This window comes from Flavobacterium sp. F52 (assembly GCF_000278705.1).
Classification (GTDB): domain Bacteria; phylum Bacteroidota; class Bacteroidia; order Flavobacteriales; family Flavobacteriaceae; genus Flavobacterium; species Flavobacterium anhuiense.
In genome coordinates, this window is sequence record NZ_AKZQ01000018.1 from 88,409 (window position 1) to 113,361 (window position 24,953).

Here is a 24,953-nt window from a genome sequence, read left to right on the forward strand (position 1 = left end):
AAGAGAAAAGAAGTGAAAAATTATAAAAATGTTTATTAAAAATATAGGAATTGAGGTATTTTTGAAAACCCAATCATTTAATCCAAAAATTTAATTCATTAAATTATTAGTTCCCGTTTTATATGCCAAGTCACACAAAGCTTGTTTTTACAGTCATTTTCTTGATCATTTCGAGCGCCTTTTTTAAAGTAAATGCCCAATCCATATTAGAAAACGAAATATCTGTTCATGCAGATAAGAAACCATTAAGCAATGTTTTGGATTTAATGGAAGAAAAAGGAAGTTTTAGATTTGCTTATTATGGCAAACTGGCTGTAAAAGATAGCATTGTTAGCGTTCATACTGATAATACTACTATAAAAGGAGTTTTAGATCAGTTGTTAGGTGCCAAATATGAATATAAAGAATCGCCAGGATATATTATTGTGCGTTATGCTCCTTTAGAATTGGCTCTTGTATTGGAGAAAAATACCGTTATGAGTGACGGACAGCAAATTGTAATCGGTTATATTATAGATACAAAAACGAACAATCGTCTTGAGAATGTGAGTGTATTGGAGAAAAATGCACTGCTGTCTACATTGACCAATAAAGATGGTTATTTTGAACTTAGATTAAAAAATGCGCCCCAAGCCATAGAACTGACGGCAGTTAAGGAGAATTATAAAACGGTGACAATGGTATTTCTTTCTGAAATTAAAATTCAGATGGGAGACAAAAAGAATAAAACAGATTATATCGATGGAGATTTTTCTGAAATTGAAAGATCAGGAATTGGCCGTTTCTTTATTTCTTCCAAACAAAAAATACAAGCACTCAATCTGGGCGGATTTATTTCTAAAGTTCCCGTACAGGCTTCACTAATTCCGAGTATCAGCACGCGCGGAATGCTGAATACGCAGATTGTCAATAATTTTTCTTTAAATATTTTGGGAGGTTATAATGCTGGAGTTCGCGGATTAGAAATGGCTGGACTTTATAATATTAACCGTATGAATGTCGACGCGCTTCAAATGGCTGGAATATTTAATACCGTTGGAGGATCTGTAAATGGAGTGCAGTTGGCCGGAATCTATAATAATGTTTTTGGCAATTTAAGAGGATTGCAGATAAGCGGTATTCATAATAGTGTGAAAGGCTCGCAAATTGGTTTGCAAATGAGCGGCATTTATAACAACGTGTATAAAGATTCAAAAGGACTTCAAATTGCAGGAATTAGCAACACGGTAAAGGGTTCGCAAAACGGATTACAGCTTTCAGGAATTTGCAATATTGGAAAAGATACCGTGCGTGGCGCTCAAATTACGGGACTTTTTAATTATGCTAAAGAATTACAAGGAGTCCAATTTGGATTAGTAAATGTTACAGATTCGCCTTCGGGCTATAGTTTTGGTCTGTTAAACTTTAAAAAAGGCGGTTATAAGAAAATCAGTGTTACAAGCAACGAAATTTCAGATATAAATCTTGCTGTAAAAACGGGAGACCATAAAATGTATACTATTTTGATGGCAGGAAGAAGCGATCGAAAAGACGAAGAAAAGCTATTCTCTTTCGGAATTGGATTAGGAAAGAACATTCCGTTAGGGAAACGCTTCACTTTTAATCCCGAATTTAGCACACAGTATCTTTATTTAGGAAATTGGGATATCTATAATTCCTTATCCAAATTTGACTCCTCTTTTTCTTTTCAATTGTGTAAAGGCGTTGCAATAGCTGCAGGTCCTTCTTTGAATTTTTATTGGTCTGAGAAACAAGATAAAGACGGCAATTTAAATACTTCGACATTTGTTCAAGATCGCACCAAGAATTATACTGTAATTAAAAATAACAGCAAAGATATTCTGGGATGGATAGGATGGAGCTTTGGATTGACTTTTTTCTAGGAATTTCGAATAATTTCCTCTCGATGCGATTTTCGATTGCTATATCAACTTTATCAAAGTTTGGAACTTTGACAAAGTTTTATATGACTATGTGTTAGAAACTAGTTTCTTTTGTTATTTTTTTCGGATAGCTTTTAAATCTATGTTTCTATGTGTTTAAAACAATTTTAGCATCTCTCTATTTTTTCTCTCGCAGATTCAGCTGATAAAGCAGATTTTTTTGATTTGTATAATCTGCAAAATCTGCGCAATCTGCGGGAGAATATTTTAAGAGTTTCGAATAATCTCCTCTCGATGCGATTTTCCCCATTTGATCATTTCTTCAATCACAGGACCAAATGATTTGCAATACGGTGTCGATTCGTATTTAACCTGAATTTCGGCATCGCGGTCTTCGGTTCTTTTAATGAGCATGTTCAATTCCATTTCTTTGAGCTCTCGCGAAAGCATGCGTGTTGTAATGCCCGGAATACTGCGTTCGATTTCCCTGAAACGATGATTTCCGTTACAAATCGAATTGATGATAGGCAAACGCCATTTTCCGCCCAAAACATGCAGCGTGTCCTGAAGCGCCTGTACTTCTTCTTTCTGATTTCTTTCCATATTGTTTATTTTTTTTCCGCCACGACTCGACCGAAGGGACAGACGAAGTAATTCACAAATATTTAGCTACGAATTATGGCGACTGAATATAAATCAATAATTATAATTCGTGTAATTAATCACATTTTTCGACATAGATTATAAAATAAATTCGTGCATTCGTGGCTATAAATTTACCAATTGTAACAAATCGAATTTATTAGTTTGGTATACTTCATGATACTGGTTACAAAGTTATACCATTTTGAGTTTAAATTTGCTAAATAAATTTTAAATAATCAAAAAGATGGAAAATCTAAAAAATAAAACGGCCGTTATAACAGGCGGAAACAGCGGAATAGGTTACGCAACAGCCAAACAATTAAAAGAACAAGGCGCAAACGTAATTATTACAGGAAGAAGAAAAGAAGCCATAGAAAAAGCAGCTTTAGAACTAGGCGTTACAGCTATCACAGCAGACCAATCGAATATTTCGGATATCGAAAAACTGGCCGAAAAGGTAAAAACCGATTTCGGTTCGGTTGATATTTTGTTTATCAATGCGGGAATTGCAGGTTTAGGAATGATAGAACAAACCACAGAAGAGTTGTACGATAGTATTATGAATGTGAACTTAAAAGGTGCTTTTTTCACTTTAAGTAAATTTATCCCGATTCTGAAAGATGGCGCTTCGGTGGTATTTCTTTCTTCGAATACTGCTAGTATGCCAGGTCCGGGATCTTCGGTTTATTCGGCGAGTAAAACGGCTTTGAATTCGTTTATGAGATCGGCAGCTTTAGAATTAGCACCAAGAAAAATTCGTGTCAATTCGGTTAGCCCAGGACCAACTCAAACCGAAGTCATGAACAAAGTAGGCCTAGATGAAACCACCGTAAAAGGCATTATGGATGTCGTAGTAGAAAAAGTCCCGCTAAAACAAATGGGAAGGGCAGAAGACGTGGCTCAAATGGTTTCTTACTTGAGTAGTGAAGCTGCGGTGTTTATGACTGGAGCTGATGTTATTATGGATGGTGGGATGAGTTTGGGGTAAAAATATTTCCATTTAAAAACAAACCCCTCAATCTTTTAAAGAACTGAGGGTTTTAATTTTTTCAAAAAAGCACAAACCTTTTACTCCAAATCCAGATAAGGATCTAAAATTTCGGCTAGTTCATTGAGCCAATAGAAGCTGTCTCCAAGTTTGGCAGCGTTTAACTGAATGTTTTCTTGATCGTTTAGAACGCCCAATGCGAGGGTTAGATTTACCTGTCTTATGGCTCTCGCCATATCGAGTGGGTCAATTCTATCGTTGAAGAAATTCATTAGACCGATTTCGGCTTCTTTTGAAAGGATTTTGGTACTCATAACTCTGTAATTTAGGAAATATAAAACCCATGTAGCTTAGGTGTCCTACGCTTACAGAAGCGTTACGGTTGTTTCCAATGCCGCCACCATACCACATGGGCAAGAAGTTTTTTAAGTATCATATTTCTGTAATTTAGGAAGCGCAAATATATTAAAAAAGAAGTTGGTTTTATGTTATGAAAAGTAGTATAATTCTTAAAGTTATTTTTCTTCGGTTATAGTATAGGTTAAAAAATCTATTGCATGAAACTGCCCATCAGCATAAAAGTTTTTATTGGCAATTTCTTCTATTTGTTCTTTCGGCATCATAATAATTATGGTGCCATCTGATTTTCGAATTTCATCGCCCATTTTTTCTAATCTAAAAGCCTCAAAATTAATTCGGATATGACAGGGATGATTGGTCATGTGGTTCCCGTAGGGATCACTATAACTGACATTGTTGTCTTTCAAGAAAAAATGAGCGCTATTTTTGGAGTTGTAAAAACTGTAATTGCCAATGCTTCCTATTATTGTAATACCGTTGATTGTTTTTACTGTCATCTTAGTTAGTTTTGTCTTGTTTTTTCACTACTGCTGTTTTTGATATCCTTTTCAGAATAGAACACGTGAACTAAACCCTCTGGGTAAGTATGTTTGTTTTAGCATGAAAAATATAAGTCCCTTTATTTTAAACGCAACTTTTCCATATATGGATTTTCTATGACTTCTAGGATATATGTATTAACTTCTATTATTGTTGACACTTTGGATTTTATTTGCTTGCCAGTAATTTTTCCTGTTTTTAAAAATCTTTCAAAAAGGATATAATATAAACCGATGAAGATGCCAAACAGAAAGACTAGCAAAAAATTTAATAGGCTAAATTCGTTTTTCTGAATTTTAATATATTCATCTATTTGTGCAGCCGTTATGTTTGGATATTCATCTAGTCTTGTTGTTAGATATTCTGAGTTACGATCAGTGGCTATCTTTTCAATTGTTTCTAAATTGCGATTGTGAATAAAAATAAATTCTTTTCCCGAATTTATATTATTAACATTGTCTTCAAAACTATTAATGAGTAGAATAGATTTTTTCAATATGTCAATTTCTCTCTCTGTAATCATTGTTTTTATTAATATCATTTGCGTGAACATCATGTTCACAAGTACATTATTATTTTAATCTACTAGCACAACGGGTTATCAAACTGGAATTTAAGTGTTTTGTTTATTATTAATCTTGGGAATTTATTTATTAGGACCACCTATTCCTGCTTTATTCCATATTTCTTCATCTAAAAAAGCGCCATTTTTATCATATTTTCTAATTTCTGTAGTGTGGGGAGTTTCAATTGTTATTATTTTCTCACCATTTGCTGCAATTCTAACTATTTCAATAATGTCTCCGCAATAATAAACATCACTGTCATGAATCAAACTATTCTTAAAATCATATAAAGTGGCTTTATCTACAAAACCATCTGTCACTATGTATTTAATCGTATATGTTTCACCACGCTTCATAAACTTTTCATCAAGTTTTCCGTCAATTTTGCCAGCTTTATTTATTGAAAATTTTGTAAAAAAATCGTCGTATTTAATTATGTAATTTCCTTCTTTTAATATTGTGTCTCGAGCGAGATCATAACGGTTTTTATATTTACTTGCCAGAACAGAAAACTTATAAGTTACTTAGTTAAGTCTAACTTGAAAATTCTCTTTATTTAAGGGTGAGAAATCAATATCTTTTTGTTGAGAGAAAACGAACTGTTGTGTTAAAAACACGAATACAATTATAAATTTCATATTTTTTAGTCTTTAATTTATTTTGCAAAATGTGTTACGATATTTTGCCGAATTGTTGTTAATTCTGCTTAGTAGCATGATAAATTTTACGTAGCCTTTTACCAATTGATTTTAATTTTTGTTGGTTTATAAATTTTCTCGCCTTTTTTTCTAGTAGTAATAATTATAGTATCACTCACTTTTCTGAGGTCTTTTAAAATGAAAGAGTTTTCTTTTCTAAATTGATTGTAAGAAGTTAATTTTATTGTGTCGCTTAATTTAAAATCTTCTAAGGATTGATTTATATTATACTTTTTCAATAATTCTCTAGCATAATTTTTCGATATTAAATGATTCTTTTCTCTAAGAATAATTCTAAGTGGTTTTTCAACTGATAAATAAGACTTTAGATTGTTTGTAGGATTATTTTTATCATTATGAATAAACATCTCAAATTCTGAAATTTGCATTAAATTTTTTTGATTAATTACGTAATACAAATCAATGGATTCTAAAGAGGAGTCATATGTTTTTATTTCTAACTCTATTGGAATACTAATTGAAACACTATCTTTTGCATCTATTTTTTTAAGATTTGGAGTAATAGTTACAATTTGATCTGAAATAATTTGCTTTATGGTAATGGATTCTTTTTTTCTGCAAGAATATATAGCACAAACTGTAAAGGCTAACAAAATTATTTTTTTCATTTTATTGTTTATCAGTTAATAAATATGCAATCTATTATTGTTTCTTCTTCATCTCTATCTTTTTGTTTCTGTTTATAATAAAAAAGTATGTAAGAGGGAGAAGATGAAAAATTATTGTTCTCTCTTTGTAAATTTTGTAAATCGTCTATTTTTTTTATTTCTCCTTTAAGTAATTTATCAAGTACAATTTGATTTACTTGCAAAAAATTATATCCATATCTAATGTCTTTTCCAGCATTCGTTAATATAAAATCATTAATTCCTCGCACTCCTTTATCTTTTGCTTTTTCAGCTAATTCGAATGCAACATTATCCCATGTTTCTAAAATGGGATCACTAATACTTGGCATAACCAATGCTACAAGAAAATCCAGCGGTGCAAAACCAGTCGGAATTGTTTTTGGGTTTTCATCCATTGCGAAGTTTATTACATCTGATGCAAAATCGAATATTCCTAATAATTCTTTAGAGGCTTTTGCTATGGTGTTAAAAACACCTATTTCCTTGAAATAGTCAAGTTGGCTTATCCCTTTTGTAGTAACTAGTTTTCCATTTTTTCTATATCCGAAATTTCCAGCTTTTGTAATTTCATAAAGCTCTCCGCTATTGTCATAAACAGGCTTAGTATAAATTTTATGGCTGAATTCTGTTTTTCCAAGATTGTTTGCTAAATATCCTCTCTTTAATTGTCTTACTGCAATCGTGTGGCGTATATTGTCACTGTATTTCATCATTGCCTCACGAACATCTCCGTACATTTCACTTTTTATATTATCAGCAATAGTGTTTAATTGATTTTCTAGTTCATTAGATGGTTCATGTTCAAGCCCAATACCTTTTGAAAAAACAACAATATCTCCATCAGAAGTTCTAATTTCAGGAAAATTATATCCTTCATAGGCAGGTTTTATAAACAGAGTGGTTTTAGAACGATATATACCTAGTATATTGTTGTTAGATTTCCAGTAAGTATTATGATATTTCCAAGTCCAGTAAAATTCAAGACGGCTGTTGATGCTTCCTTTTTCATCTTTTTTAATTTCAATATGCCATTTTGGGTCTAGGTATAGTTCTATTGTTATTCTGTGTTGTCCGTTTACTTCTCTTACCATAGCGGTTTTGTAAACCATTTTTCCATCAAATTTTGGATTATCAAAAATGGTCAGGTCTTTAAAAGGAGTGTTTTTATCCCAAAGTTGAAACGTTATACTTGTTCCAACAGGGATACTGTCGCTTACATTCAATTGAAAATAAACCGTTTCTTCCAAATAGGCTTTTGGCCAATTGGCATCTTGTTCAGGAATATTTCTCATTCCTTCATAATCTGGACTCCACCAGCCAGAAAAGGCTTTTTCAGGTTCTTCTCTAACTGGTCTTGGCTCTGGATCTCCATAAGTATATTCGGGGGCATAATAATCGATACGCCCGTTGGAGTTTATTTCTATTTCGTTGGCAAATTCTTTTGTAGTTCCTCCAACTATGTAAGTTGCATTACCACCAACACGTCTTGTTTTGGTCATTTCTTGATTTTTTTATTTTCTTCCGGTTTAGTTTTGTCTCGTATCTTCGGAGCTATTATTTTTTATAGTTTTATCGGAATGAAATTCATGTCCAGTTTCACTTTGATGAATGTTTTTTCCAGCAACTGTATAAATTTTATCCTTCCTGATATCTGAGTTTAGATCACCTTCGATATTTTCATCATGATTACCGCCAACATAGAACATACTATTGCCAGTAACATTTGTATGTAACATTCCGCCAACCATTGTAGATTTATCTACTGTAGCAGTTTCAGAAATATTCATTCCCGCAGTAGTCGTAATACTCTCAGAAGCATTTATAATTAAGTTTTTACAATTAAGCGTCAATGTCTCTGGTACAGTCAAAGTGGTGCTTTTGGTTTCCTCATTCATATGCAGTTCATTCCCACTTGGATCAGAGAGTATGATGCAGACTTTTTCAATAAACTTGAAAAGCATTCCAAAAGGGAGTTTCCAACCTTTAATTCGGTTTTTTGTATCAAAGAAATCGGGCATTTCTTTTCCGTTATAAAAGGTGCCAGAAATATACGGCCGTTCTGCATTGTTGGCTTCAAAACTTACTTGAACTTCTTCGCCAATTTCGGGTCTAAAATATAGCCCTTTTCCAGAGCCAGAGTAAGGCTGTACCACACGCATCCAATCGCTTTTAGTTGCCCAGCCATTCCAGAAGAAATCCACTTTTATGCGCCCCATTTTTTCGGGATCATTATTGTCAATTACTATTGCGGACTGGCTTTCAGCGTGAGCAAATGCAGTTACGTCTGTGTAATGCGGCGCTGCCACATCGGCGGGAATGGCTTTAAATTTGCAGGTGTAATTTCCGTTTACTTCAGAACAGTGAATAATTTCAACTGCGAGTAAATGATGCTCTACGTTTTTATTTTCAATAGAAAAAGTTTGTCCCAAACCTATTGGCAAATAGGAGGTGCCGCTGTAGAATATGCTGTTGGCATCGCGTCCTGCGGTCTGCATTTTTACCATTTCGTCAATTTCATCTTTATTTTGAGCATTGCTGGTATATGCGCCGTTTTCGAGTCCGGGTCTTACAATATAAGGCTGTTTAAAAACGGCTAGCGTGGCAAATCGGTCTTGACTTCCTACCGAGGTTTTTTCTGCACCATTTTTTATATTAGAAGCGCTATTGTAGTCATAACTGCTGAACGAAGTTTTATGTGAAACTAAATTGGCTTCGATGCTAAAATTATGCAGTGAAGATTCGTTTATAAGTTTTATTTCGGTGTTTTTAATCTGGCCAAACTGCATACGCATTCCGTCAAAATAAAACCATTGGGCATAACGTGCAGAAAGACGTTTAAGGAAATCAAAGCTTGTTTCGTTGTACTGCGTCTTAAAACTGAATTCTTTTGTATAGGTAGGAACTATGGCTTCTCTCTGATAGAATTCTCCCGAATTTTCTTCTGCAAAAATTTCGAGTGCAATCTGTTGTAGGTTTTTCTCGCGAAAGATTCTGGATTTTGGCATGTCATCAAGAGCAATCGTATGGCTTGTTCCTGTGACGTGCAGTCCAGCTGGGCTTCCGTGCAGATCGATAGAACCTAATTTTGTAATTCTGCCTTTAGACATTAAGCGTATTCCGTTTACTTTAAAGGTGAAAATTACCTCGCTGCCAATGTAATTGCTAAAAGCTTTTTCTTGATCTTGTGGTGCAATAATAGGTTTTCCTGTGTATTGCCAAAAGAAAGAAAAATGGTGATGGTCTGCCATTTTTTGAGAAAGCTCAAGATTGTAATAGATAACATTTTGGGTAAAGCCTTCTATAGTGATATGTACCTGTTCTGTGAATTTTGACATTTTTTAGAAATTTAAATAAGGTATTGATTGGTTAAATTGAAATCTTTTTTTTAAGAACTTGGCATCGCCAAAAACCGATTCTTTGGCAGTCCGTTCTATTGATAATAGCGTTTGAATTTGATCGTGCTGTTACATTTTCTTCGTTGATTTATAGTTTGCTAGAAAGCTCATTATGTTTGTTTTAGGTTAATTTGATGCAATGGTTTTGCGATCCTTTATTTTGATATAGAGGAGAATAGTGGGATTCCTAAAATGTAGTTGGATTTACTGCTAGTATATGCGCAGTATTTTTAGTGCGATATTATGGTAAATATAGACAGGGAGAAATAATAACAAAGACCTGTAAAAGACAAAAAAGTAATAGAATAGGGTATTTTGAGAAATCCTTATCATTAAACAACAAAAGCGATCCGTTTATGATCGCTTTTGTTATTCTAGTCTATTTGAAAAAACATAATTCAGAAATAACCAACACAAAGTTTTCTTAAAAAACTAACAATAAAAAAGAGCAACTCAGTACCTTAGCAACTCAGTACCTAAGAAACTAGAAAACATGACCATTCAGCAGTTAAAATATATTGTTGCCTTAGACGAAGAACGGCATTTTGCAAGAGCTGCCGAAGTTTGTATGGTAACACAACCAGGATTGACCATTCAGTTAAAAAATCTGGAAGAAGAAATCGGAATTAAGATTTTTGATCGAAATAAAGTGCCGTTGACACCAACCGTTTTAGGAATTGAAATTATCAATAAAGCCAAAAAGATACTTCGTGAAGTCGATGAAATTCGTGATTTTGTGATCAACGAAAAAAATCTGTTGGAAGGAGAGTTGAAACTTGGCATTATTTCCACTTTATCGCCTTATCTGATTCCGCTTTTTATTCAGGCAATGAAAGAAGCGGCGCCAAATGTGCATTTTATTATTAAAGAAGGGTATACGGGACATTTAATGCGCGATTTGGAAACGGGTGCAATTGACGTTGCCATTATGGCTACGCCAACAGGAAACCCGAATTTAATAGAACATGTTGTTTTTAAAGAACCGTTTGTTGCCTATTTAAATCAGACGCATCCTATGGCGAATGATGAATTTTACGAAATGCAGCCCGGCGACAAAACCGAATTGTTGTTACTGCATCACGAATATTGCTACAACGCACAATTACTAGACATCTGCGGACTAAAAACATCCGATAAAATAAAGGAACAATTTACATACGATATTAATTCGATAGAGACCTTAAAAAATCTGGTTCGCGCCCATTTAGGATTTGCGATTATCCCTAAACTTTCTACCTTAAACGAATCAGGCGGACTTTTTAAACCTTTCAAAGAACCTGTTCCCGTAAGAGAAATAAGTCTAGTAGTTTCTGATTCCTTCTCGAAGAAATTATTGCTGGAGAAAATGAATGAAGCCATCTGGAACTGCCTTCCTGAGTCATTAAAAAAAGATTTCTCGTATAAGAAAATCCGCTGGAACGATTCGCCTTATTTTATTAAAGAAATTAGTAAGTATCGTTAGAAATTCCAAAATAAAAATTCCAAATTCCAATTGATTTGGGAGAAATTCCAATACAAAAAATTCCAAATTCCAAGCTATACAGTAATTGGAATTTGGAATTTTTGCACACAGTTTGTCATTTCGACTGAAAGGAGAAATCACAGGCGGGTTTCCGTAATGTTTGTCGCCAATCTTTGTAGAATTTCTAGTGAAGATTTGCTTCGCCAGTTCGCTATCGCTCGGGTCTCCTTCGTCGAAATGACAAGAGACTTGGAATTTGGAATTTAAAACATTGGAATTTAATTTTTACTCGCTTCAATAATAACATTAGCAACTTTCTCTGGCTGAGAAATAAATACTACGTGGCTACCTTTAATTTCAGTGATTTTTGTATTAGAGCGTTTGTACATCGCGTGCTGAATACTCGGAACAATACTTTTGTCTTCTGTCGCTACGATTCCGTAAGAAGGTTTAGTTCTCCAAGCGGCTTTAGTTATTGGTGTTAAAAAACCTTTTGCATGAAAAGCACCTTGCGAAGCATACATAAAATCGGCTTGCTCTTTGCTCAAATCTCCTGCAAAACCAGCGTGAAATTTAGCTTTGTCATAATACGCAATTCCTTTTTCATCTGGAGGCAATACACCGTTTTCTGGAGCTGGAGGAGCAGTTTGCAACCATTGAACAGAATTTTCGCCATTATCAGGCTGTAAAGCCGCTACGTAAACCAAAGCCGCTACTTTTGGGTGATTTCCAGCTTCTGTAATTACGGTTCCACCCCAAGAATGTCCAACCAAAATTGTTGGTCCGTCTTGTTTGTCTAAAGCTAAGTTTGTGGCTTGAACGTCATCTTCCAAAGAACTCAACGGATTCTGAACGATGGTTACATTATAGCCTTTTTTTGTCAAAACCTTGTATAATCCTTGCCATCCAGAACCATCTGCAAAGGCACCGTGAACTAATACGACATTTTTAATTTTAGGAGTAGTTTGTGCGTTTACGTTTGTGAATGCTAAACTAAAAATTAGTACTGCGAATGCTAAAAAGCTTTTAAATATTGTTTTCATTTTATTTAGATTTTAAAGTTGAATAGAAATTTCAATTTTGAAAATTCCAAATTCCAATTTTCCATTCAGATTTGGAATTTGGGATTTTTATATTGGGATTTATTTAAAGTAAAGTGATTGATAAAGTAATCTCAGTATTCAGCAATTTAGAAATTGGACAAATTTCTTTTGCTTTTTGAGCGGTTTGCTGAAAGTCCTCTGCTGAAATTCCAGGTACTTTTCCAGTCAGTTCTAGCTGAATTAAAGTGATAGTTCCGTCCTCAAAAGTTACTTTAGCCGTTGTATCTAAATCTTCTGGAACAAAACCAGCTTCAGATAATAAAAAGCTTAACTGCATTGTAAAACAGCCAGAATGTGCCGCTGCGATTAATTCCTCAGGATTGGTTCCAACACCTTGCTCAAAACGGGTTTTAAATGATAATTGCGCATTGTCTAAAGTTGTGCTTTGTGTACTAATGGTTCCTTTTCCTTCCATTCCTGTACCTTTCCAGTTTGCGTTTGCTCTTCTTGTAAATTTCATAATTTCTATTTTTTAAGTTATTTTTTAAGATGTTCAAATCATTTCTTTGATTTTGATGAGACAAAGGTATAGGGAAGGTGTTTATTAATCAAATTAATAATTTTTAGTATTTATAAAAATAATTTATAAGTATTGATTAGATTGGGGTTAGAACGCAAAAGACTTTAAATAAATTTTTCGAAAACTTCCTTTTGAAAATGAATGCCCTAGCCCCGATAGTAGCGGCATCCTTTTTCTTGCTTCTTTATCAAGGAAAAGATATAGCGGATAGCGGGAAGCAGCTCCTAATTAATATCAATGTCAATGTCAATGCTTCACTTTATCATACTTATTTAGAAACAGATTTAAAATCTAGGTTCGCAAAAGAAGGATTATTTGGTTTCAAATTATAATGTGAAACAAAGTAAGGGACTGATTTGTAGTTTTATTTATGAGGTGAATTTAATTTTATGCGAAACAATTTTATAAGACGATCGAGAAAATAAGTTTTCAATGAATAATCTAACTTTTAAATTTATGAGAAATGCTTTTCTAATAATTGGAGTTTGTTTGAGTGCAGTTTTGTTCTCGTGCAAAAAAGATAAAGAAACAGGTCAATCTACCGAAACTGAAAAGTCAAATCTTGCCGACTCTACATTAATTGCAGATCGCGGCTGGCCTCGCGAAGCTGAAAATAACGGTACAAAATTGGTTTATTATCAGCCTCAGATAGATGACTGGAAAGATTTTAAAGAAATTATTGCCCGAGTGGCTTTTTCGCTGACTCCAAAAGACGGAAAACAGGTTTTGGGTGTAGCTTCTTTAAAAGCTGGGACATTGGTCGACAAAGACAATCGAAGCGCTTTTATTAAAAATATTCAGGTAACCGATGTGCGATTTCCAGCTTTGGATGAAAAGAAAGTGCCTGAAATGGAAGAGATGTTTAAAGAAACGCTGCCTCAGAGCGGAGATCCAATCTCGGTAGACCGTATTTTGGCAGATTTAAGTCATACCAAAAGTCCGCCAAAGGGAATTGCTGCTAAAAACGATCCTCCAACTATTTTTTACAGTACGAATCCGTCGATTTTGCTTATTGTGCAAGGCGAACCCGTTTTGGTGCCTGTAGAAAAAACGGATATTCAATATGTGGTAAATACCAATTGGGACTTGTTTTTTGATAAAACCACAAAAGATTATTATGTATTGGTGGAGAATATCTGGCTAACTTCGAAAAATCTCGCAGGTAAATGGACTAAAACAACCAAACTGCCTTCAGGTTTAAGCCATCTGCCTTCGGGACAGAATTTTGATGATGTTAAGAAAATGATTCCGCCTCCGTCTTCTGGAGGAGCTCCCGAGGTTTTCTACAGCAATAAACCAGCCGAATTGATTGCCATAAACGGAAGCCCGAAGTTTGTTAAAATTCCAGGGACAAAATTGCTATATATTGACAATACCGAGAATGATATTTTTGCTGACGAAAATAAAGGTCAGTACTATGTATTATTGTCTGGAAGATGGTTTAAGTCTAAAGAACTAACAGGACCGTGGAGTTATGCCAGTAATAGTCTTCCGGCCGATTTTGCTAAAATTCCGAAAGATTCTCCGCGTGCCAATGTATTGTCATCTGTGCCTGGAACACAAGAAGCAAATGATGCTGTTATGTTATCGCAAGTTCCGACAACCGCTATTTTAAAGAAATCGGATGCTGAGTCAAAAGTAAAAGTATCGTATGATGGCGGAACGCCTCAGTTTAAACCTATCGATGGAACTAAAATGCAATATGCAAGCAACACGCAAGAGAAGATTATAAAAGTGGGCGATTTGTATTATTTGTGTTTTCAAGCGGTTTGGTTTATGTCGACAAGTCCGAACGGACCTTGGAAAACATGCGATTCGGTTCCGAAAGAAATTTATACGATTCCGCCAAGTTCGCCTGTGTATAATGTGACGTATGTTACGCAAACCACAACCGATACAACGGTTGAAAGCAGTGCAACAGCAGGTTATTTGGGTGCTTTTATAATTGGCGCAACTTTTGGCGCTATCTTGACTTATGGAACTGGATGGTATTATCCGCCTTATGTGTATTACGGCGGACTGTATCCGATTTATCGTCCGTGGCCTTATGCGTATGGAGGAGGAGCCGTTTATAATCCGTGGACAGGTGGTTATGCGGCTGGAAGACGTGTTTATGGGCCTTATGGTGCAGCTGGAACTTCGGCTTGGTATAATCCCGCAACGGGAAGATACGGACGTTCTGCAAGTGTGCAAGGTTGGTATGGCGGACGCACCGCTGCAAGCACTTATAATCCATGGACAGGAAATTATGCAAGAACGAATCAAGGGCACAATGCGTATGCACAATGGGGGCATTCTGCAGCAACAAACGGAAATCAGTGGGCGCAGACAGGACATATTACAACGCGACGCGGAACTGCAATTGGTTATGAAACTTCGAGCGGAAAAAAAGGTGTAATTATGCATAGAAGAGGCGGAGGAACAACAATTCACACTAATAATAATGTGTATGCTGGTCACGATGGGCATGTCTATAAAAGAGATGCCAACGGAAACTGGAGCCATTATAATAACGGAAACGGCGGCTGGACGCAAGCAGGAACTTTGGGTTCGTCTAAAAAAGCGAGTGAAGGAATTCAGAATAGAGCTAACAAAGAACTTGGCGCAAACGGAGCGGGAGAAAGGATTCAGCGTGACAGACCTAATCAAGGACTTGGCGCAAATGGAGCAGGAGAGAGAATTCAACGCGATAATCAAGGACTTGGTGCAAATGGAGCTGGAGAACGTATGCAGCGCGACAACCAAAACCTAGGAGGTGAAACTCGAATGGGAGACGGAATTCAGAGGGATAATTTCCCTAAAGCAGATCAAACGCTTGGACAACCAAATAAACCGCTTGGAGAGGCAGGTCATCCTGATGTTACAAGAGATCTAGACCGATCCGCTTTTTCAAGAGATCGCGGCGAAATGCAAACTCGAAGTTTCCAAAATATTCAAAGAAGCGGAGGTTTTAATGGAGGTGGCTTCGGCGGTGGCGGTTTTAGAGGCGGCGGAGGTTTTAGAGGAAGAAGATAAATAAGTGTAAAGGTTAATTAATTCAAAAAAAATCAGGAAGGACAGAAATGTTAGACCTGATTTTTTTTTGAAAATTTCAATTTTTAAAAACTCAAATTTCAAGACAAAGAATTGGAATTTGAAACTTTAATTTTTTCGGATTTTCCTTATATTTAACATTCAAAAAATCAGATAAATGAATTCTAATAAACTTTTACTTGGCCTTTTGTTTGCGGTGCAAATACTATTGGGGCAGACAAAATCGGATTCTATTTTAAAACAGCTGAGTAAACAGCATCAGTTTGCTAAAATGGATAGTCTTAACAGCAAAGAAAAGGGTAAAGATTATTATTTCTATAAAGGATTATATGCCAATGTGTGTAACAAGCCAAAGTTATCAAATCAGTATTTAGATAGTTTAAAAAACAATGAACTTATAAATACGTACGAATTTGCCAAATTGAAAGATGATAATTACATCAAACTCTTTAGTTACAATTCGGCTTATATGGCTTCTAAAGTTTTAACAATGAAATTTCAGCAGCGTTTTACCAAAGAAGAACTTCAGGATGAAATAAACACGCAGCAAATTTGGAAGACGCTTAGAGGCACTAGGCCACAATCTATAGATAAATTTACTAAAATTACTGTTGCTGCTGTAAAAGACAAAGCGGGTTTGATTACAACAGAGGTTAAAGCAAAAGACACTGTTTCTCATTTTGTTTTTGATACTGGAGCAGGAATTAGCTGTATTACAGAAAGCATAGCGAAAAAAATGGGAGTTAAAATTCTTCCAGACCATAATATTTCGGTGGAGAGTTTTACAGGGCAGAAGAATAAAGTCCGTATTGGTGTTGCGTCGGAGATTAATTTAGGAGAACTGAAAATTCATAACGCAGTGTTTTTAGTATATCCAGATAAGGCTTTTACTTTTGCAGATGGAGCGTATGTGATTAACGGAATTATTGGTTTTCCGATAATAAAAGAATTAGGAACAATTACTTTTGAAAAAGATAAATTGACGTTTTCTAAAGAATCAGAATCAAGTGCAAACGAAAAAAACTTGTTTGTCGACGAACTCAGAGCGATTGTAATGTTGAAGTATAAAAACAAAACCTTGCCGTTTAACTTTGACAGCGGTGCAAAAGTAAGTTTGTTTAACAAAGCATTTTACGAAACATTCAAAACGGATCTGGATTCTATAGGCACTTTAGAAACGACAAAATCTTCTAGCGCTGGTGCAGAAGTAGTTTCGACTGAAGTTTTGGTTTTAAAAGACCAGTCTATATCACTCGGAAATAAAGCAATTCAGCTTCCAAAAATGGAAATTGCCCCAACGGATTATGGCGTTTATGGCGAAGTAAACTATGGGAATATCGGTCAGGATATACTCGGGCAATTTAAAAAAGTCGTGATTAGTTTTGATGGTAATTATTTGAAATTAGAGAATTAGAATTAGCCATAGAAGAATTATATAAATCAGGATAGTGATAACATACTATACCTGATTTTTTTTTTGCTAACTGCTTATTTAACCGCAAAGTTCGCAATCCCGATAGCATCGGGATTGCGGTAAAAATCCCTCTCATAATTCACAACTTACAGCCTGTCCATTTCACCTTGAAGTTTGTCCGCTTCACCTATTTTCTGATTTCGTATGAAGGGTTATCGAAATACTTTTGACAAAGAAATTAACGAATAACACTAATTTAAAAATCAAAAAAATGAAAACACTTCAGAGAAACAGACATTCATTTATACAAACAATTGCAACTGGAACTTTTATGTTGTTGGCATCGGCTTCTTTTGCACAGAATAAGGACAAACAAAATAAAAATGATGCAAGTCTAATTCGCCCTTATAATATCAGTGTTTCAGAGGAAGCGATTACAGATCTTCGCAATCGCATCAATGCTACAAGATGGCCAGATCAGGAAACGGTAAATGATCAGTCGCAAGGGGTAAAACTGAATCAGATTCAGAGTCTTGTAAAATATTGGGGAACGGACTATGATTGGCATAAAGCCGAAGATAAGCTAAACGCTTTGCCTCAGTTTGTAACCAATATAGACGGATTGGATATTCAGTTTGTTCATGTAAAATCGAAACACAAAAATGCAATGCCGCTGATTATTACACACGGTTGGCCAGGTTCGGTTTTTGAACTTTTAAAAGTGGTTGGACCGCTTACAGATCCGACTTCTTACGGAGGAAAGGCAGAAGATGCTTTCGATTTGGTAATTCCGTCGATGCCAGGTTACGGTTTTTCTGAAAAACCAAAAACAGCAGGCTGGGGGCCAGAGAAAATTGGAAATGCTTGGGACGTTTTAATGAAACGTTTAGGCTATAAACACTATGTTTCGCAAGGTGGTGATTGGGGTTCTGTAATTGCAGATGCTATGGCACGCCAAGCTCCAGAAGGTTTATTGGGTATTCATGTGAATATGCCCGCAACTGTTCCTGCTGATGTTGCTAAGGCATTAAAAAATGGCGATCCAGCTCCTGCAGGATTATCGGTTAAGGAAAAAGCAGCTTTTAATTCGCTAAACAAATTGTATACAAAAGGCGGTGGTTATGCCGGAATGATGGTAACGCGCCCGCAGACTTTAGGTTACGGATTGACAGATTCTCCTGTAGGATTGGCCTCATTCTTCTTGGATAAATTCAACGAATGGACATATAGCGGAGGAAATGCCGAAAAATCACTTACTAAAGACCAAATGTTAGACGATATTTCATTGTATTGGCTGACTAATACCGCTAATTCTTCGGCTCAATTATATTGGGAAAATAACAATAACAATTTTAATGCTTTCGAACAGAAAACAGCTGATATTAAAATTCCAGTAGCGATCACGGTTTTTCCTGGAGAGATATATCAAGCCCCAAAAAGCTGGGCTGAAAAAGCATACAAAAACTTGTCTTATTACAATGAAGTAAATAAAGGAGGTCATTTTGCCTCATGGGAAGAACCACAAATTTTTACGGTTGAACTTCGTGATGCTTTCAGAAGTTTAAGAGGAAAACATTAATAAAGAACATAGGGAAAAAAATAAAAGTTGTTTCACGCAGATTTTACAGATTAACGCAAATATAAATTAAAAAAAATCTGCCAGATCAGCGCAAATCTTTTTGAAATCTGCGTGAAATAAATGAAATATACACTAGACTAAAAAACATAAAAAATCATGGAAACGAAAAAACAAAAAACATGGGTTATAATCGCGATTATAGTTTTAGGAATTATTGCCTTTTTAGTTCCGAATCAGATTACTGCACAAGGAGTAAAACGCATCGATTTGCAAAAACATGATCTAAGCACTCCAGGAAAAGAAATGGTACAAGCAAGAATCGATTTTGATGCGCATTCAGCTTTCGGAAAACATTCTCACCCAGGCGAAGAAGTCATTTACGTTGTTGAAGGTTCGCTGGAATATCAGATTGAAGGAGAAAAACCAGTGACACTAAAAGCAGGAGAAGTGCTTTTTATTCCTGCAGGAGTAGTTCATTCTGCTAAAAACAATACCAATTTTAAGGCTTCGGAACTGGCAACTTATATCGTAGAAAAAGGAAAACCGATACTTGTAATGAAAAAATAGCTTCAGGTTGAAATGCGTATAGTTTTAACGCAAAGGTCGCTAAGTTTTGTTTGAGATAAATGTCTAAAGACCTTAAGTTCACAAAGCTTTTGTTTTTAAAACTTTGCGACTTTGCGAGAATTTCACATCGTATTATTTGCAAAGCTTTGCGAACTTAAAACGCAATCTAGACAAAAAACCTTTGCGTGCTTTGCGGTAAAAAAACACGACCCCGAATCCTGTCCATTTCACCCTCAACTTTGTCCACTTCACCTTTTTTTACCTTTTAAAACAAGCATTGTCAAAATACCTTTGACGAAGAAATTAACTGATAATCAACTAATCAAAAAATAAAAATTATGAAAACACTATCCAATATTCTAATCGCTATTCTTTTTATGAATGTAGCTTTCACTCAAGCACAAACTTCACAGAAAAAAACAATTGAAGTAAACAGTTCTTTAGGAACATTAAAACAAATCAATGCCGGATTGTTAAACGTGGGTTATACCGAAGCAGGTCCGTCAAACGGAACGCCAGTAATCTTGCTTCATGGCTGGCCATACGATATTCACAGTTACAATGAAGTCGTTCCGATTTTGGTAGCAAAAGGATATCACGTTTTCACACCATATTTACGCGGATTCGGAACAACAACTTTCCTTTCGAAAGACACATTCAGAAACGGTCAGCAGGCAGCTTTAGCAAGTGATATTATCGCTTTTATGGATGCGTTAAAAATCGATAAAGCTGTAATTGGAGGTTTCGATTGGGGAGCAAGAACAGCAGTTGTAATGTCAGCGCTTTGGCCAGAGCGCGTAAAAGGTTTGGTTTCTGTAAGTGGTTATTTGGTGGTGAATTTAGAAGCAAACTTAAAACCGCTTCCTCCAACAGCCGAATTAGGATGGTGGTACCAATATTATTTCGCAACCGAAAGAGGAAAACAAGGTTACACACAAAACACTTATGATTTTAATAAACTGATCTGGAAAATCGCTTCTCCGTTATGGAACTTCGACAAAGCTACTTACGATCAAACAGCGCAATCTTTTGATAATCCAGATCACGTAGCGATTGTGATTCACAATTACAGATGGAGACAGTCCCTTGAAGCAGGAGAAGCAAAATACGATAATCTAGAAAAACGTTTGGTTGCAAAACCAGAAATTAAAGTTCCGACTATTACAATAGGGAGTGATTTTGATGGCGCTTTTGCGGATGGAAAAGCGTACGCAAGCAAATTCACGGGAAAATACGAACACAGAATTTTAAAAGGAATCGGACATAACGTTCCGCAAGAAGATCCAAAAGCATTTGCACAAGCGATAATTGATGTATCTAAATAAATTCCATTTTTTTTGAAATTCCAAATTCCAAATCAAATAACAATATCAAAAATCAATAACAATAAACATTTCACAAATAACATTTTACATATAACATTTTACATATAACATTTTACACAAGAAAATCATGGAAACAAAAGTTTTATACACAGGAAAAACACACACAACGGGCGGTAGAGAAGGAGCTTCTCAAAGTTCAGATGAACAATTGAATATCAAATTAAGCACACCAGGATCTTCACGTCCGGGAACAAATCCAGAACAGTTATTTGCAGCGGGATGGTCGGCTTGTTTTATGGGAGCACTTGGAATTGCTGCTTCTAAACTGGGAGTTAGACTTCCGGCTGAAACTGCGGTAGACGCTGAGGTCGATTTATGTGTAACAAGTGGTGAATATTCTCTTCAGGCAAGATTAAATATCAGCCTTCCAGGAATTGATATTCAAACTGCAGAAGCTTTGGCAGCTCAAGCGCATCAGACTTGTCCGTATTCTAAAGCAACTAGAGGAAATATAAACGTTGAGATTAATATTCTTTAAAAAGAGTTTTAAATTATGAGTTATGAGTTGACCCGAAAACTCTACTCTTAACAAACCTGACAGGTTTTTAAAACCTGTCAGGTTTAATTAAATAGAAATTATGAAAAGGATAAAAATAATATTGATTTTTTCGCTGTTTCTTCTGATTGGAAATAGCATATTCAGCCAAAACAATTCAAAAGGTTTTGCACTTTTAGAATTATACACTTCAGAAGGCTGCTCGAGCTGTCCACCAGCAGATGAATTGCTGGGAAAAATTCAGAATGCATACAAGGATAAGAATGTTTATGTATTGGCGTATCATGTTGATTATTGGGATAAACAGGGTTGGAAAGATATTTTCAGTAATGCTGATTTTACTAAAAGACAATACGATTACGCTCAGTTTATAGGAAAAGAACCGATTTATACGCCTCAAGTAATCATTAACGGAAAAACAGATTATATAGGTTCTCAGGAAACAAGTCTTAGAAACGGAATAAAATTGGCGCTTTCAAAACCCGCTGCGGTTGATTTGTCTTTAGAAACCAAACAGCAAAATGATAAATTGTCGCTGAATTACAGTATTAATGGTACTTTTAAAAACAGTCATTTGCTTATTGCAGTAGTTCAGAAATCGGCTAAAAGCAATGTAAAGCGAGGAGAAAATGCGCATCGCGTTTTATCACATTACCAAATTGTACAGCGTTTGCAAACTATCGATTTGAAAGTAGCAAAAGGAAACTCGGCAATCACTTTGCCTAAGAATTTTAATACGCAAGATTTTGAAATTATTGGCTTTGTTCAAGATATAAAATCGGGTGCTATTCTTGGGGTGAAACGTGCTTAGGGTCACCTTAGTTGTCATTTCGACGAAGGAGAAATCTCCGTAAGAAGCTCTACAAAGATTGGCGACATTCTGTATGGAGTTACTTGTGGAGATTTCTCCTTCGTCGAAATGACAAACTAAACGTGTAACGTTGGTTTTCTCAAAAAAAAATCTCCTAAATCTGCAAAATCTGCGAGAGTAAAAATCTAATTTAATTTTTCAAAATAAACCTATCTTTGACAGAGTAAGATCAAAAAAACAAACTTCAATTATGGAAAAACAAAAACGTTTTCAGGTTTCGCTCAAAGTCATTTGGGGAAGCTCGATTGCCTTGGCAGTTATGGCTTCGATACCCAAATTATTTGATGCCGATTCTACACCTGGAGATCTTATTATAAATTCTTCGATTACGCTGTTGTTTTCTCTTTTTATATGGTATTACAACATCTACAGTTTACCCAAATTTTCTGCTAATCATGCCAATAAAAGTCTGTTTAACTGGAAACTTTTGCTGAGTGTTATTCTTGGGATTGTCTTGATGGTGATTCTGGTAATTGCGCATCAAGAATTGTTTCAGGTTTCAAAAATGGATGCGCCGATTATGTTCGAACTTCGCGGAGTTTTGATCAATCTGATTGTGTATATGTTCTTGCATCTGCTTTTTCAGAACTATCAAACCCAGCAAATGGGAGTCGAACTAGAACGCACCAAAGCAGTAAATCTAGGCGCTCAATACGAATTATTGAAACAGCAGGTCAATCCGCATTTTTTGTTCAATAGTTTGAATACGCTGAAATCTATGGTTGATATTCAAGACCCGCAGAGTTCTGATTTTATTTTGAAACTATCTGATTTTTATCGTTTTACGCTCGAAAGCCGAAAAATGGATTTGATTCCGCTAAGCGAAGAACTACAAATTTTAGATTCGTATGTTTATCTGCTGAAAGCGCGTTTTGAAGACGGATTTGTTTTAGAAAATGAAATTAATCCAAAACAATATGATTCGGCGATTCCGCCTTTCACGTTGCAATTGTTAATTGAAAACTGCATCAAACACAATGTCGTTTCTTTAGATAAGCCGTTGAAAATAAAACTCTATACAGAAAATGAGTTTTTAGTGGTCGAAAATAAGATTCAGCTCAAAAGAGGCGCTGTGTCTACAGGTGTTGGGTTAGATAATATCAACCAGCGTTTTATGCACCTGATTCATAAAGAAATTGAAATTGACAAAGACGAAACTACCTTTAAAGTAAAAATACCACTTGATTATGACTATCATAATAATTGAAGATGAAGTAAAAACAGCCAAAGCTCTTGGCCAACTTATTCTGAGCATCAGACCTGATGTTCAGATTTTGTCTTATATACAAAGCATTGACGGCGCGGTCGATTATCTTTCAGAAAACGATCAGCCCGATTTGATTTTTATGGATATTCAGCTGGCAGACGGTCAGTGTTTTGAGATTTTTAAAAACGTTGAGGTTTTATCGCCTGTAATTTTCTGTACCGCTTTTGATGATTATGCGATCGATGCTTTTAAATCTAACGGAATTGATTATGTTTTGAAACCTTTTTCAAGAGAAAGCATTTCGCAGGCTTTAAAGAAAGCGGGAGAACTAAAAAATTTCTTTCAGAGAAATAAAAAAGCAATGCCCGATTTTGATTATTTGCTAACGCGAAATGGAGAAAACAAAGGGAAAAGTAGTTTTTTGGTTTTCAAAAACAATAAATACCAAACGGTTTTAACGGAGAATATTGCGTTTTTTTACATCAAAAACGAAATGCCGACAATTATGACCTTAGATAAAAACGAATACCCGTTAACACAGTCGTTAGATGAAATTCATAAGCTTTTATCGCCAATTCAGTTTTTTAGAATCAATAGACAATATTTGGTTAATTTTTCGGCGATTCGCGAAGCAGAACATTATTTTTCTCGTAAAATAATTGTGAAATTAAGTGTGCCAACAGAAGAAAAATTATTGGTTGGAAAAGAAAAAGCAACGGCATTTTTAAGCTGGTTGGAAAATCGATAAAACCAATTAATTCATCATTTTTTCAGATAAACTAATTGGTTTGATTTTACAATCCAGGAAACATAAAGCAGCTTATAAAGAACAAAGCTGAAAGTATAAAACAGAGAATTAAGATGATCTTTTTCATGATAATTAATTAAAGAAAGATTAAATAGAAAATAATAAAATGCCTAATGTTTAATTATTAGGCATTTTTATTTTAATGTAATTTGTATTAATTGATTTCTGAAGGAACGTAAGTTGCTGTATATAGTTTTCTATACATTGCATAAGTTACGCTTACCATTATAAAGGCTACAATGGCATCAGTCGCAGCACCAAAACCTAAAACGGCTATTTTTGAAAAGAAAGCAAAAATGATGTCGAAAAATACGCCTGCGAAAACCCATTCTTTCAATCGCAATAATTTGTTCGGAATTAAAAGTGTAATTACTCCGGCTACTTTAAAAACGCCAAGGATATAAATAAAATGTGCTGGATAACCCAATTGCTGTGTAATTCCCCAAACTAATGGATTATTTGTTAGTTCGAAGAAACCGCTTGCGCCAAACCATAAAGAAGTTAATACTGCACCTGTCCAATAGATAATTTTTGTTGTTTTTGAGTTCATGATTTTGATATTTAAAGTTATTTAACGGTACAAATGTGCGTTGAAAGCCTTAAAATCGAAATCGAAAATATGTTGAAGCGGACAAACTTCGGGGTGAAATGGACGGGATGTTGGGTGGTGTTTTTTAACCGCAAAGAGCGCAAGGATCTTTTTTATATAAATGCTAGAGATTTTAAGTTCGCAAAGCTTTGTGTGAAAATATTATGATTTTTAATCTCGCAAAGTAGCAGAGT

The 24,953-nt window shown here is 35.2% G+C and carries 24 protein-coding genes; 13 read left to right on the top strand and 11 right to left on the bottom strand.

The annotated features are described in order from the left end of the window. The first annotated feature begins 122 nt into the window (after positions 1-122). Positions 123-1,883 carry a hypothetical protein gene (locus tag FF52_RS04705; RefSeq protein ID WP_008463409.1) on the top strand — a complete coding sequence of 587 codons (1,761 nt, stop codon included), beginning with the start codon at positions 123-125 and terminating at the stop codon, positions 1,881-1,883. 267 nt (positions 1,884-2,150) lie between these two features. On the opposite strand, the gene FF52_RS04710 is transcribed toward FF52_RS04705, so the two are convergent. Next, positions 2,151-2,486, bottom strand: coding sequence for a winged helix-turn-helix transcriptional regulator (locus FF52_RS04710; RefSeq protein ID WP_008463411.1), 336 nt, complete (start codon positions 2,484-2,486; stop codon positions 2,151-2,153). A 286-nt stretch (positions 2,487-2,772) separates the two neighbouring features. Here FF52_RS04710 and FF52_RS04715 point away from each other — a divergent pair, with 286 nt between their 5' ends. Next, positions 2,773-3,516: an SDR family oxidoreductase gene (locus FF52_RS04715; protein ID WP_008463413.1), complete on the top strand. Its 744-nt coding sequence runs from the start codon at positions 2,773-2,775 to the stop codon at positions 3,514-3,516. 80 nt (positions 3,517-3,596) lie between these two features. On the opposite strand, the gene FF52_RS04720 is transcribed toward FF52_RS04715, so the two are convergent. The 7 genes from FF52_RS04720 to FF52_RS04750 all read right to left on the bottom strand — a co-directional run bounded on the left by FF52_RS04720 (position 3,597) and on the right by FF52_RS04750 (position 9,665). Next, a complete protein-coding gene (locus FF52_RS04720) occupies positions 3,597-3,830 on the bottom strand; it encodes a hypothetical protein (RefSeq protein WP_008463415.1) in 234 nt (77 codons plus the stop codon). A gap of 201 nt (positions 3,831-4,031) precedes the next feature. Further along, positions 4,032-4,373: a hypothetical protein gene (locus tag FF52_RS04725; protein WP_035690823.1), complete on the bottom strand. Its 342-nt coding sequence runs from the start codon at positions 4,371-4,373 to the stop codon at positions 4,032-4,034. Between the two features lie 122 nt (positions 4,374-4,495). Beyond that, positions 4,496-4,939 carry a hypothetical protein gene (locus FF52_RS04730; RefSeq protein WP_008463417.1) on the bottom strand — a complete coding sequence of 148 codons (444 nt, stop codon included), beginning with the start codon at positions 4,937-4,939 and terminating at the stop codon, positions 4,496-4,498. 123 nt (positions 4,940-5,062) lie between these two features. Further along, on the bottom strand, positions 5,063-5,338 hold the full coding sequence (locus tag FF52_RS04735) for a hypothetical protein (protein WP_008463418.1): 276 nt from the start codon (positions 5,336-5,338) through the stop codon (positions 5,063-5,065). A gap of 380 nt (positions 5,339-5,718) precedes the next feature. Next, on the bottom strand, positions 5,719-6,309 hold the full coding sequence (locus FF52_RS04740) for a hypothetical protein (protein WP_008463419.1): 591 nt from the start codon (positions 6,307-6,309) through the stop codon (positions 5,719-5,721). Positions 6,310-6,320: 11 nt separating this feature from the next. After that, positions 6,321-7,829, bottom strand: coding sequence for a hypothetical protein (locus FF52_RS04745; protein WP_008463420.1), 1,509 nt, complete (start codon positions 7,827-7,829; stop codon positions 6,321-6,323). A gap of 27 nt (positions 7,830-7,856) precedes the next feature. Then, entirely contained in the window at positions 7,857-9,665 is a 1,809-nt protein-coding gene (locus FF52_RS04750) for a type VI secretion system Vgr family protein (protein WP_008463421.1), read from the bottom strand. Positions 9,666-10,218: 553 nt separating this feature from the next. On the opposite strand from FF52_RS04750, the gene FF52_RS04755 reads away from it, so the two are divergent. Further along, entirely contained in the window at positions 10,219-11,187 is a 969-nt protein-coding gene (locus FF52_RS04755) for a hydrogen peroxide-inducible genes activator (protein WP_008463422.1), read from the top strand. Between the two features lie 278 nt (positions 11,188-11,465). Here the strand turns inward: FF52_RS04755 and FF52_RS04760 are convergent, their stop codons facing one another. Both FF52_RS04760 and FF52_RS04765 read right to left on the bottom strand, forming a co-directional pair. After that, entirely contained in the window at positions 11,466-12,230 is a 765-nt protein-coding gene (locus FF52_RS04760; protein ID WP_008463425.1) for an alpha/beta hydrolase, read from the bottom strand. Between the two features lie 103 nt (positions 12,231-12,333). Next, positions 12,334-12,750, bottom strand: a complete 417-nt coding sequence (locus FF52_RS04765) for an OsmC family protein (protein ID WP_008463427.1) — start codon at positions 12,748-12,750, stop codon at positions 12,334-12,336. A 197-nt stretch (positions 12,751-12,947) separates the two neighbouring features. On the opposite strand from FF52_RS04765, the gene FF52_RS04770 reads away from it, so the two are divergent. The 10 genes from FF52_RS04770 to FF52_RS04815 all read left to right on the top strand — a co-directional run bounded on the left by FF52_RS04770 (position 12,948) and on the right by FF52_RS04815 (position 24,110). Beyond that, a complete protein-coding gene (locus FF52_RS04770) occupies positions 12,948-13,142 on the top strand; it encodes a hypothetical protein (protein ID WP_008463430.1) in 195 nt (64 codons plus the stop codon). Between the two features lie 124 nt (positions 13,143-13,266). Beyond that, a complete protein-coding gene (locus FF52_RS04775; protein ID WP_237718524.1) occupies positions 13,267-15,825 on the top strand; it encodes a hypothetical protein in 2,559 nt (852 codons plus the stop codon). Positions 15,826-16,000: 175 nt separating this feature from the next. Then, entirely contained in the window at positions 16,001-17,257 is a 1,257-nt protein-coding gene (locus tag FF52_RS04780; RefSeq protein ID WP_008463434.1) for a retropepsin-like aspartic protease, read from the top strand. A 271-nt stretch (positions 17,258-17,528) separates the two neighbouring features. Beyond that, entirely contained in the window at positions 17,529-18,836 is a 1,308-nt protein-coding gene (locus FF52_RS04785) for an epoxide hydrolase family protein (protein ID WP_008463436.1), read from the top strand. A 156-nt stretch (positions 18,837-18,992) separates the two neighbouring features. Continuing rightward, entirely contained in the window at positions 18,993-19,403 is a 411-nt protein-coding gene (locus tag FF52_RS04790) for a cupin domain-containing protein (RefSeq protein WP_008463438.1), read from the top strand. 338 nt (positions 19,404-19,741) lie between these two features. After that, on the top strand, positions 19,742-20,728 hold the full coding sequence (locus FF52_RS04795) for an alpha/beta fold hydrolase (protein ID WP_008463440.1): 987 nt from the start codon (positions 19,742-19,744) through the stop codon (positions 20,726-20,728). 127 nt (positions 20,729-20,855) lie between these two features. Continuing rightward, positions 20,856-21,266 (top strand): organic hydroperoxide resistance protein, encoded by a 411-nt coding sequence (locus tag FF52_RS04800; RefSeq protein ID WP_008463442.1) that lies wholly within the window; start codon positions 20,856-20,858, stop codon positions 21,264-21,266. Between the two features lie 100 nt (positions 21,267-21,366). Continuing rightward, positions 21,367-22,095 carry a DUF1223 domain-containing protein gene (locus FF52_RS04805; protein ID WP_035690832.1) on the top strand — a complete coding sequence of 243 codons (729 nt, stop codon included), beginning with the start codon at positions 21,367-21,369 and terminating at the stop codon, positions 22,093-22,095. A 250-nt stretch (positions 22,096-22,345) separates the two neighbouring features. Continuing rightward, positions 22,346-23,362 (top strand): sensor histidine kinase, encoded by a 1,017-nt coding sequence (locus FF52_RS04810; RefSeq protein WP_008463445.1) that lies wholly within the window; start codon positions 22,346-22,348, stop codon positions 23,360-23,362. Then, positions 23,343-24,110 carry a LytR/AlgR family response regulator transcription factor gene (locus FF52_RS04815; protein WP_008463446.1) on the top strand — a complete coding sequence of 256 codons (768 nt, stop codon included), beginning with the start codon at positions 23,343-23,345 and terminating at the stop codon, positions 24,108-24,110. Before FF52_RS04810 ends, FF52_RS04815 begins: the two co-directional genes overlap by 20 nt. Positions 24,111-24,324: 214 nt before the next feature. Here the strand turns inward: FF52_RS04815 and FF52_RS04820 are convergent, their stop codons facing one another. Further along, entirely contained in the window at positions 24,325-24,720 is a 396-nt protein-coding gene (locus FF52_RS04820) for a DoxX family protein (protein WP_008463447.1), read from the bottom strand. Positions 24,721-24,953 lie beyond the last annotated feature (233 nt).

Coding starts and splice junctions, on each gene's coding strand:
- FF52_RS04710 (WP_008463411.1), bottom strand. CDS start 2,486: ATGGAAAGAAATCAGAAAGAAGAAGTACAGGCGCTTCAGGACACGCTG.
- FF52_RS04775 (WP_237718524.1), top strand. CDS start 13,267: ATGAGAAATGCTTTTCTAATAATTGGAGTTTGTTTGAGTGCAGTTTTG.
- FF52_RS04745 (WP_008463420.1), bottom strand. CDS start 7,829: ATGACCAAAACAAGACGTGTTGGTGGTAATGCAACTTACATAGTTGGA.
- FF52_RS04750 (WP_008463421.1), bottom strand. CDS start 9,665: ATGTCAAAATTCACAGAACAGGTACATATCACTATAGAAGGCTTTACC.
- FF52_RS04770 (WP_008463430.1), top strand. CDS start 12,948: ATGAATGCCCTAGCCCCGATAGTAGCGGCATCCTTTTTCTTGCTTCTT.
- FF52_RS04740 (WP_008463419.1), bottom strand. CDS start 6,309: ATGAAAAAAATAATTTTGTTAGCCTTTACAGTTTGTGCTATATATTCT.
- FF52_RS04735 (WP_008463418.1), bottom strand. CDS start 5,338: ATGAAGCGTGGTGAAACATATACGATTAAATACATAGTGACAGATGGT.
- FF52_RS04800 (WP_008463442.1), top strand. CDS start 20,856: ATGGAAACAAAAGTTTTATACACAGGAAAAACACACACAACGGGCGGT.
- FF52_RS04780 (WP_008463434.1), top strand. CDS start 16,001: ATGAATTCTAATAAACTTTTACTTGGCCTTTTGTTTGCGGTGCAAATA.
- FF52_RS04795 (WP_008463440.1), top strand. CDS start 19,742: ATGAAAACACTATCCAATATTCTAATCGCTATTCTTTTTATGAATGTA.
- FF52_RS04720 (WP_008463415.1), bottom strand. CDS start 3,830: ATGAGTACCAAAATCCTTTCAAAAGAAGCCGAAATCGGTCTAATGAAT.
- FF52_RS04755 (WP_008463422.1), top strand. CDS start 10,219: ATGACCATTCAGCAGTTAAAATATATTGTTGCCTTAGACGAAGAACGG.
- FF52_RS04760 (WP_008463425.1), bottom strand. CDS start 12,230: ATGAAAACAATATTTAAAAGCTTTTTAGCATTCGCAGTACTAATTTTT.
- FF52_RS04715 (WP_008463413.1), top strand. CDS start 2,773: ATGGAAAATCTAAAAAATAAAACGGCCGTTATAACAGGCGGAAACAGC.
- FF52_RS04810 (WP_008463445.1), top strand. CDS start 22,346: ATGGAAAAACAAAAACGTTTTCAGGTTTCGCTCAAAGTCATTTGGGGA.
- FF52_RS04725 (WP_035690823.1), bottom strand. CDS start 4,373: ATGACAGTAAAAACAATCAACGGTATTACAATAATAGGAAGCATTGGC.
- FF52_RS04790 (WP_008463438.1), top strand. CDS start 18,993: ATGGAAACGAAAAAACAAAAAACATGGGTTATAATCGCGATTATAGTT.
- FF52_RS04820 (WP_008463447.1), bottom strand. CDS start 24,720: ATGAACTCAAAAACAACAAAAATTATCTATTGGACAGGTGCAGTATTA.
- FF52_RS04785 (WP_008463436.1), top strand. CDS start 17,529: ATGAAAACACTTCAGAGAAACAGACATTCATTTATACAAACAATTGCA.
- FF52_RS04815 (WP_008463446.1), top strand. CDS start 23,343: ATGACTATCATAATAATTGAAGATGAAGTAAAAACAGCCAAAGCTCTT.
- FF52_RS04730 (WP_008463417.1), bottom strand. CDS start 4,939: ATGATTACAGAGAGAGAAATTGACATATTGAAAAAATCTATTCTACTC.
- FF52_RS04765 (WP_008463427.1), bottom strand. CDS start 12,750: ATGAAATTTACAAGAAGAGCAAACGCAAACTGGAAAGGTACAGGAATG.
- FF52_RS04805 (WP_035690832.1), top strand. CDS start 21,367: ATGAAAAGGATAAAAATAATATTGATTTTTTCGCTGTTTCTTCTGATT.
- FF52_RS04705 (WP_008463409.1), top strand. CDS start 123: ATGCCAAGTCACACAAAGCTTGTTTTTACAGTCATTTTCTTGATCATT.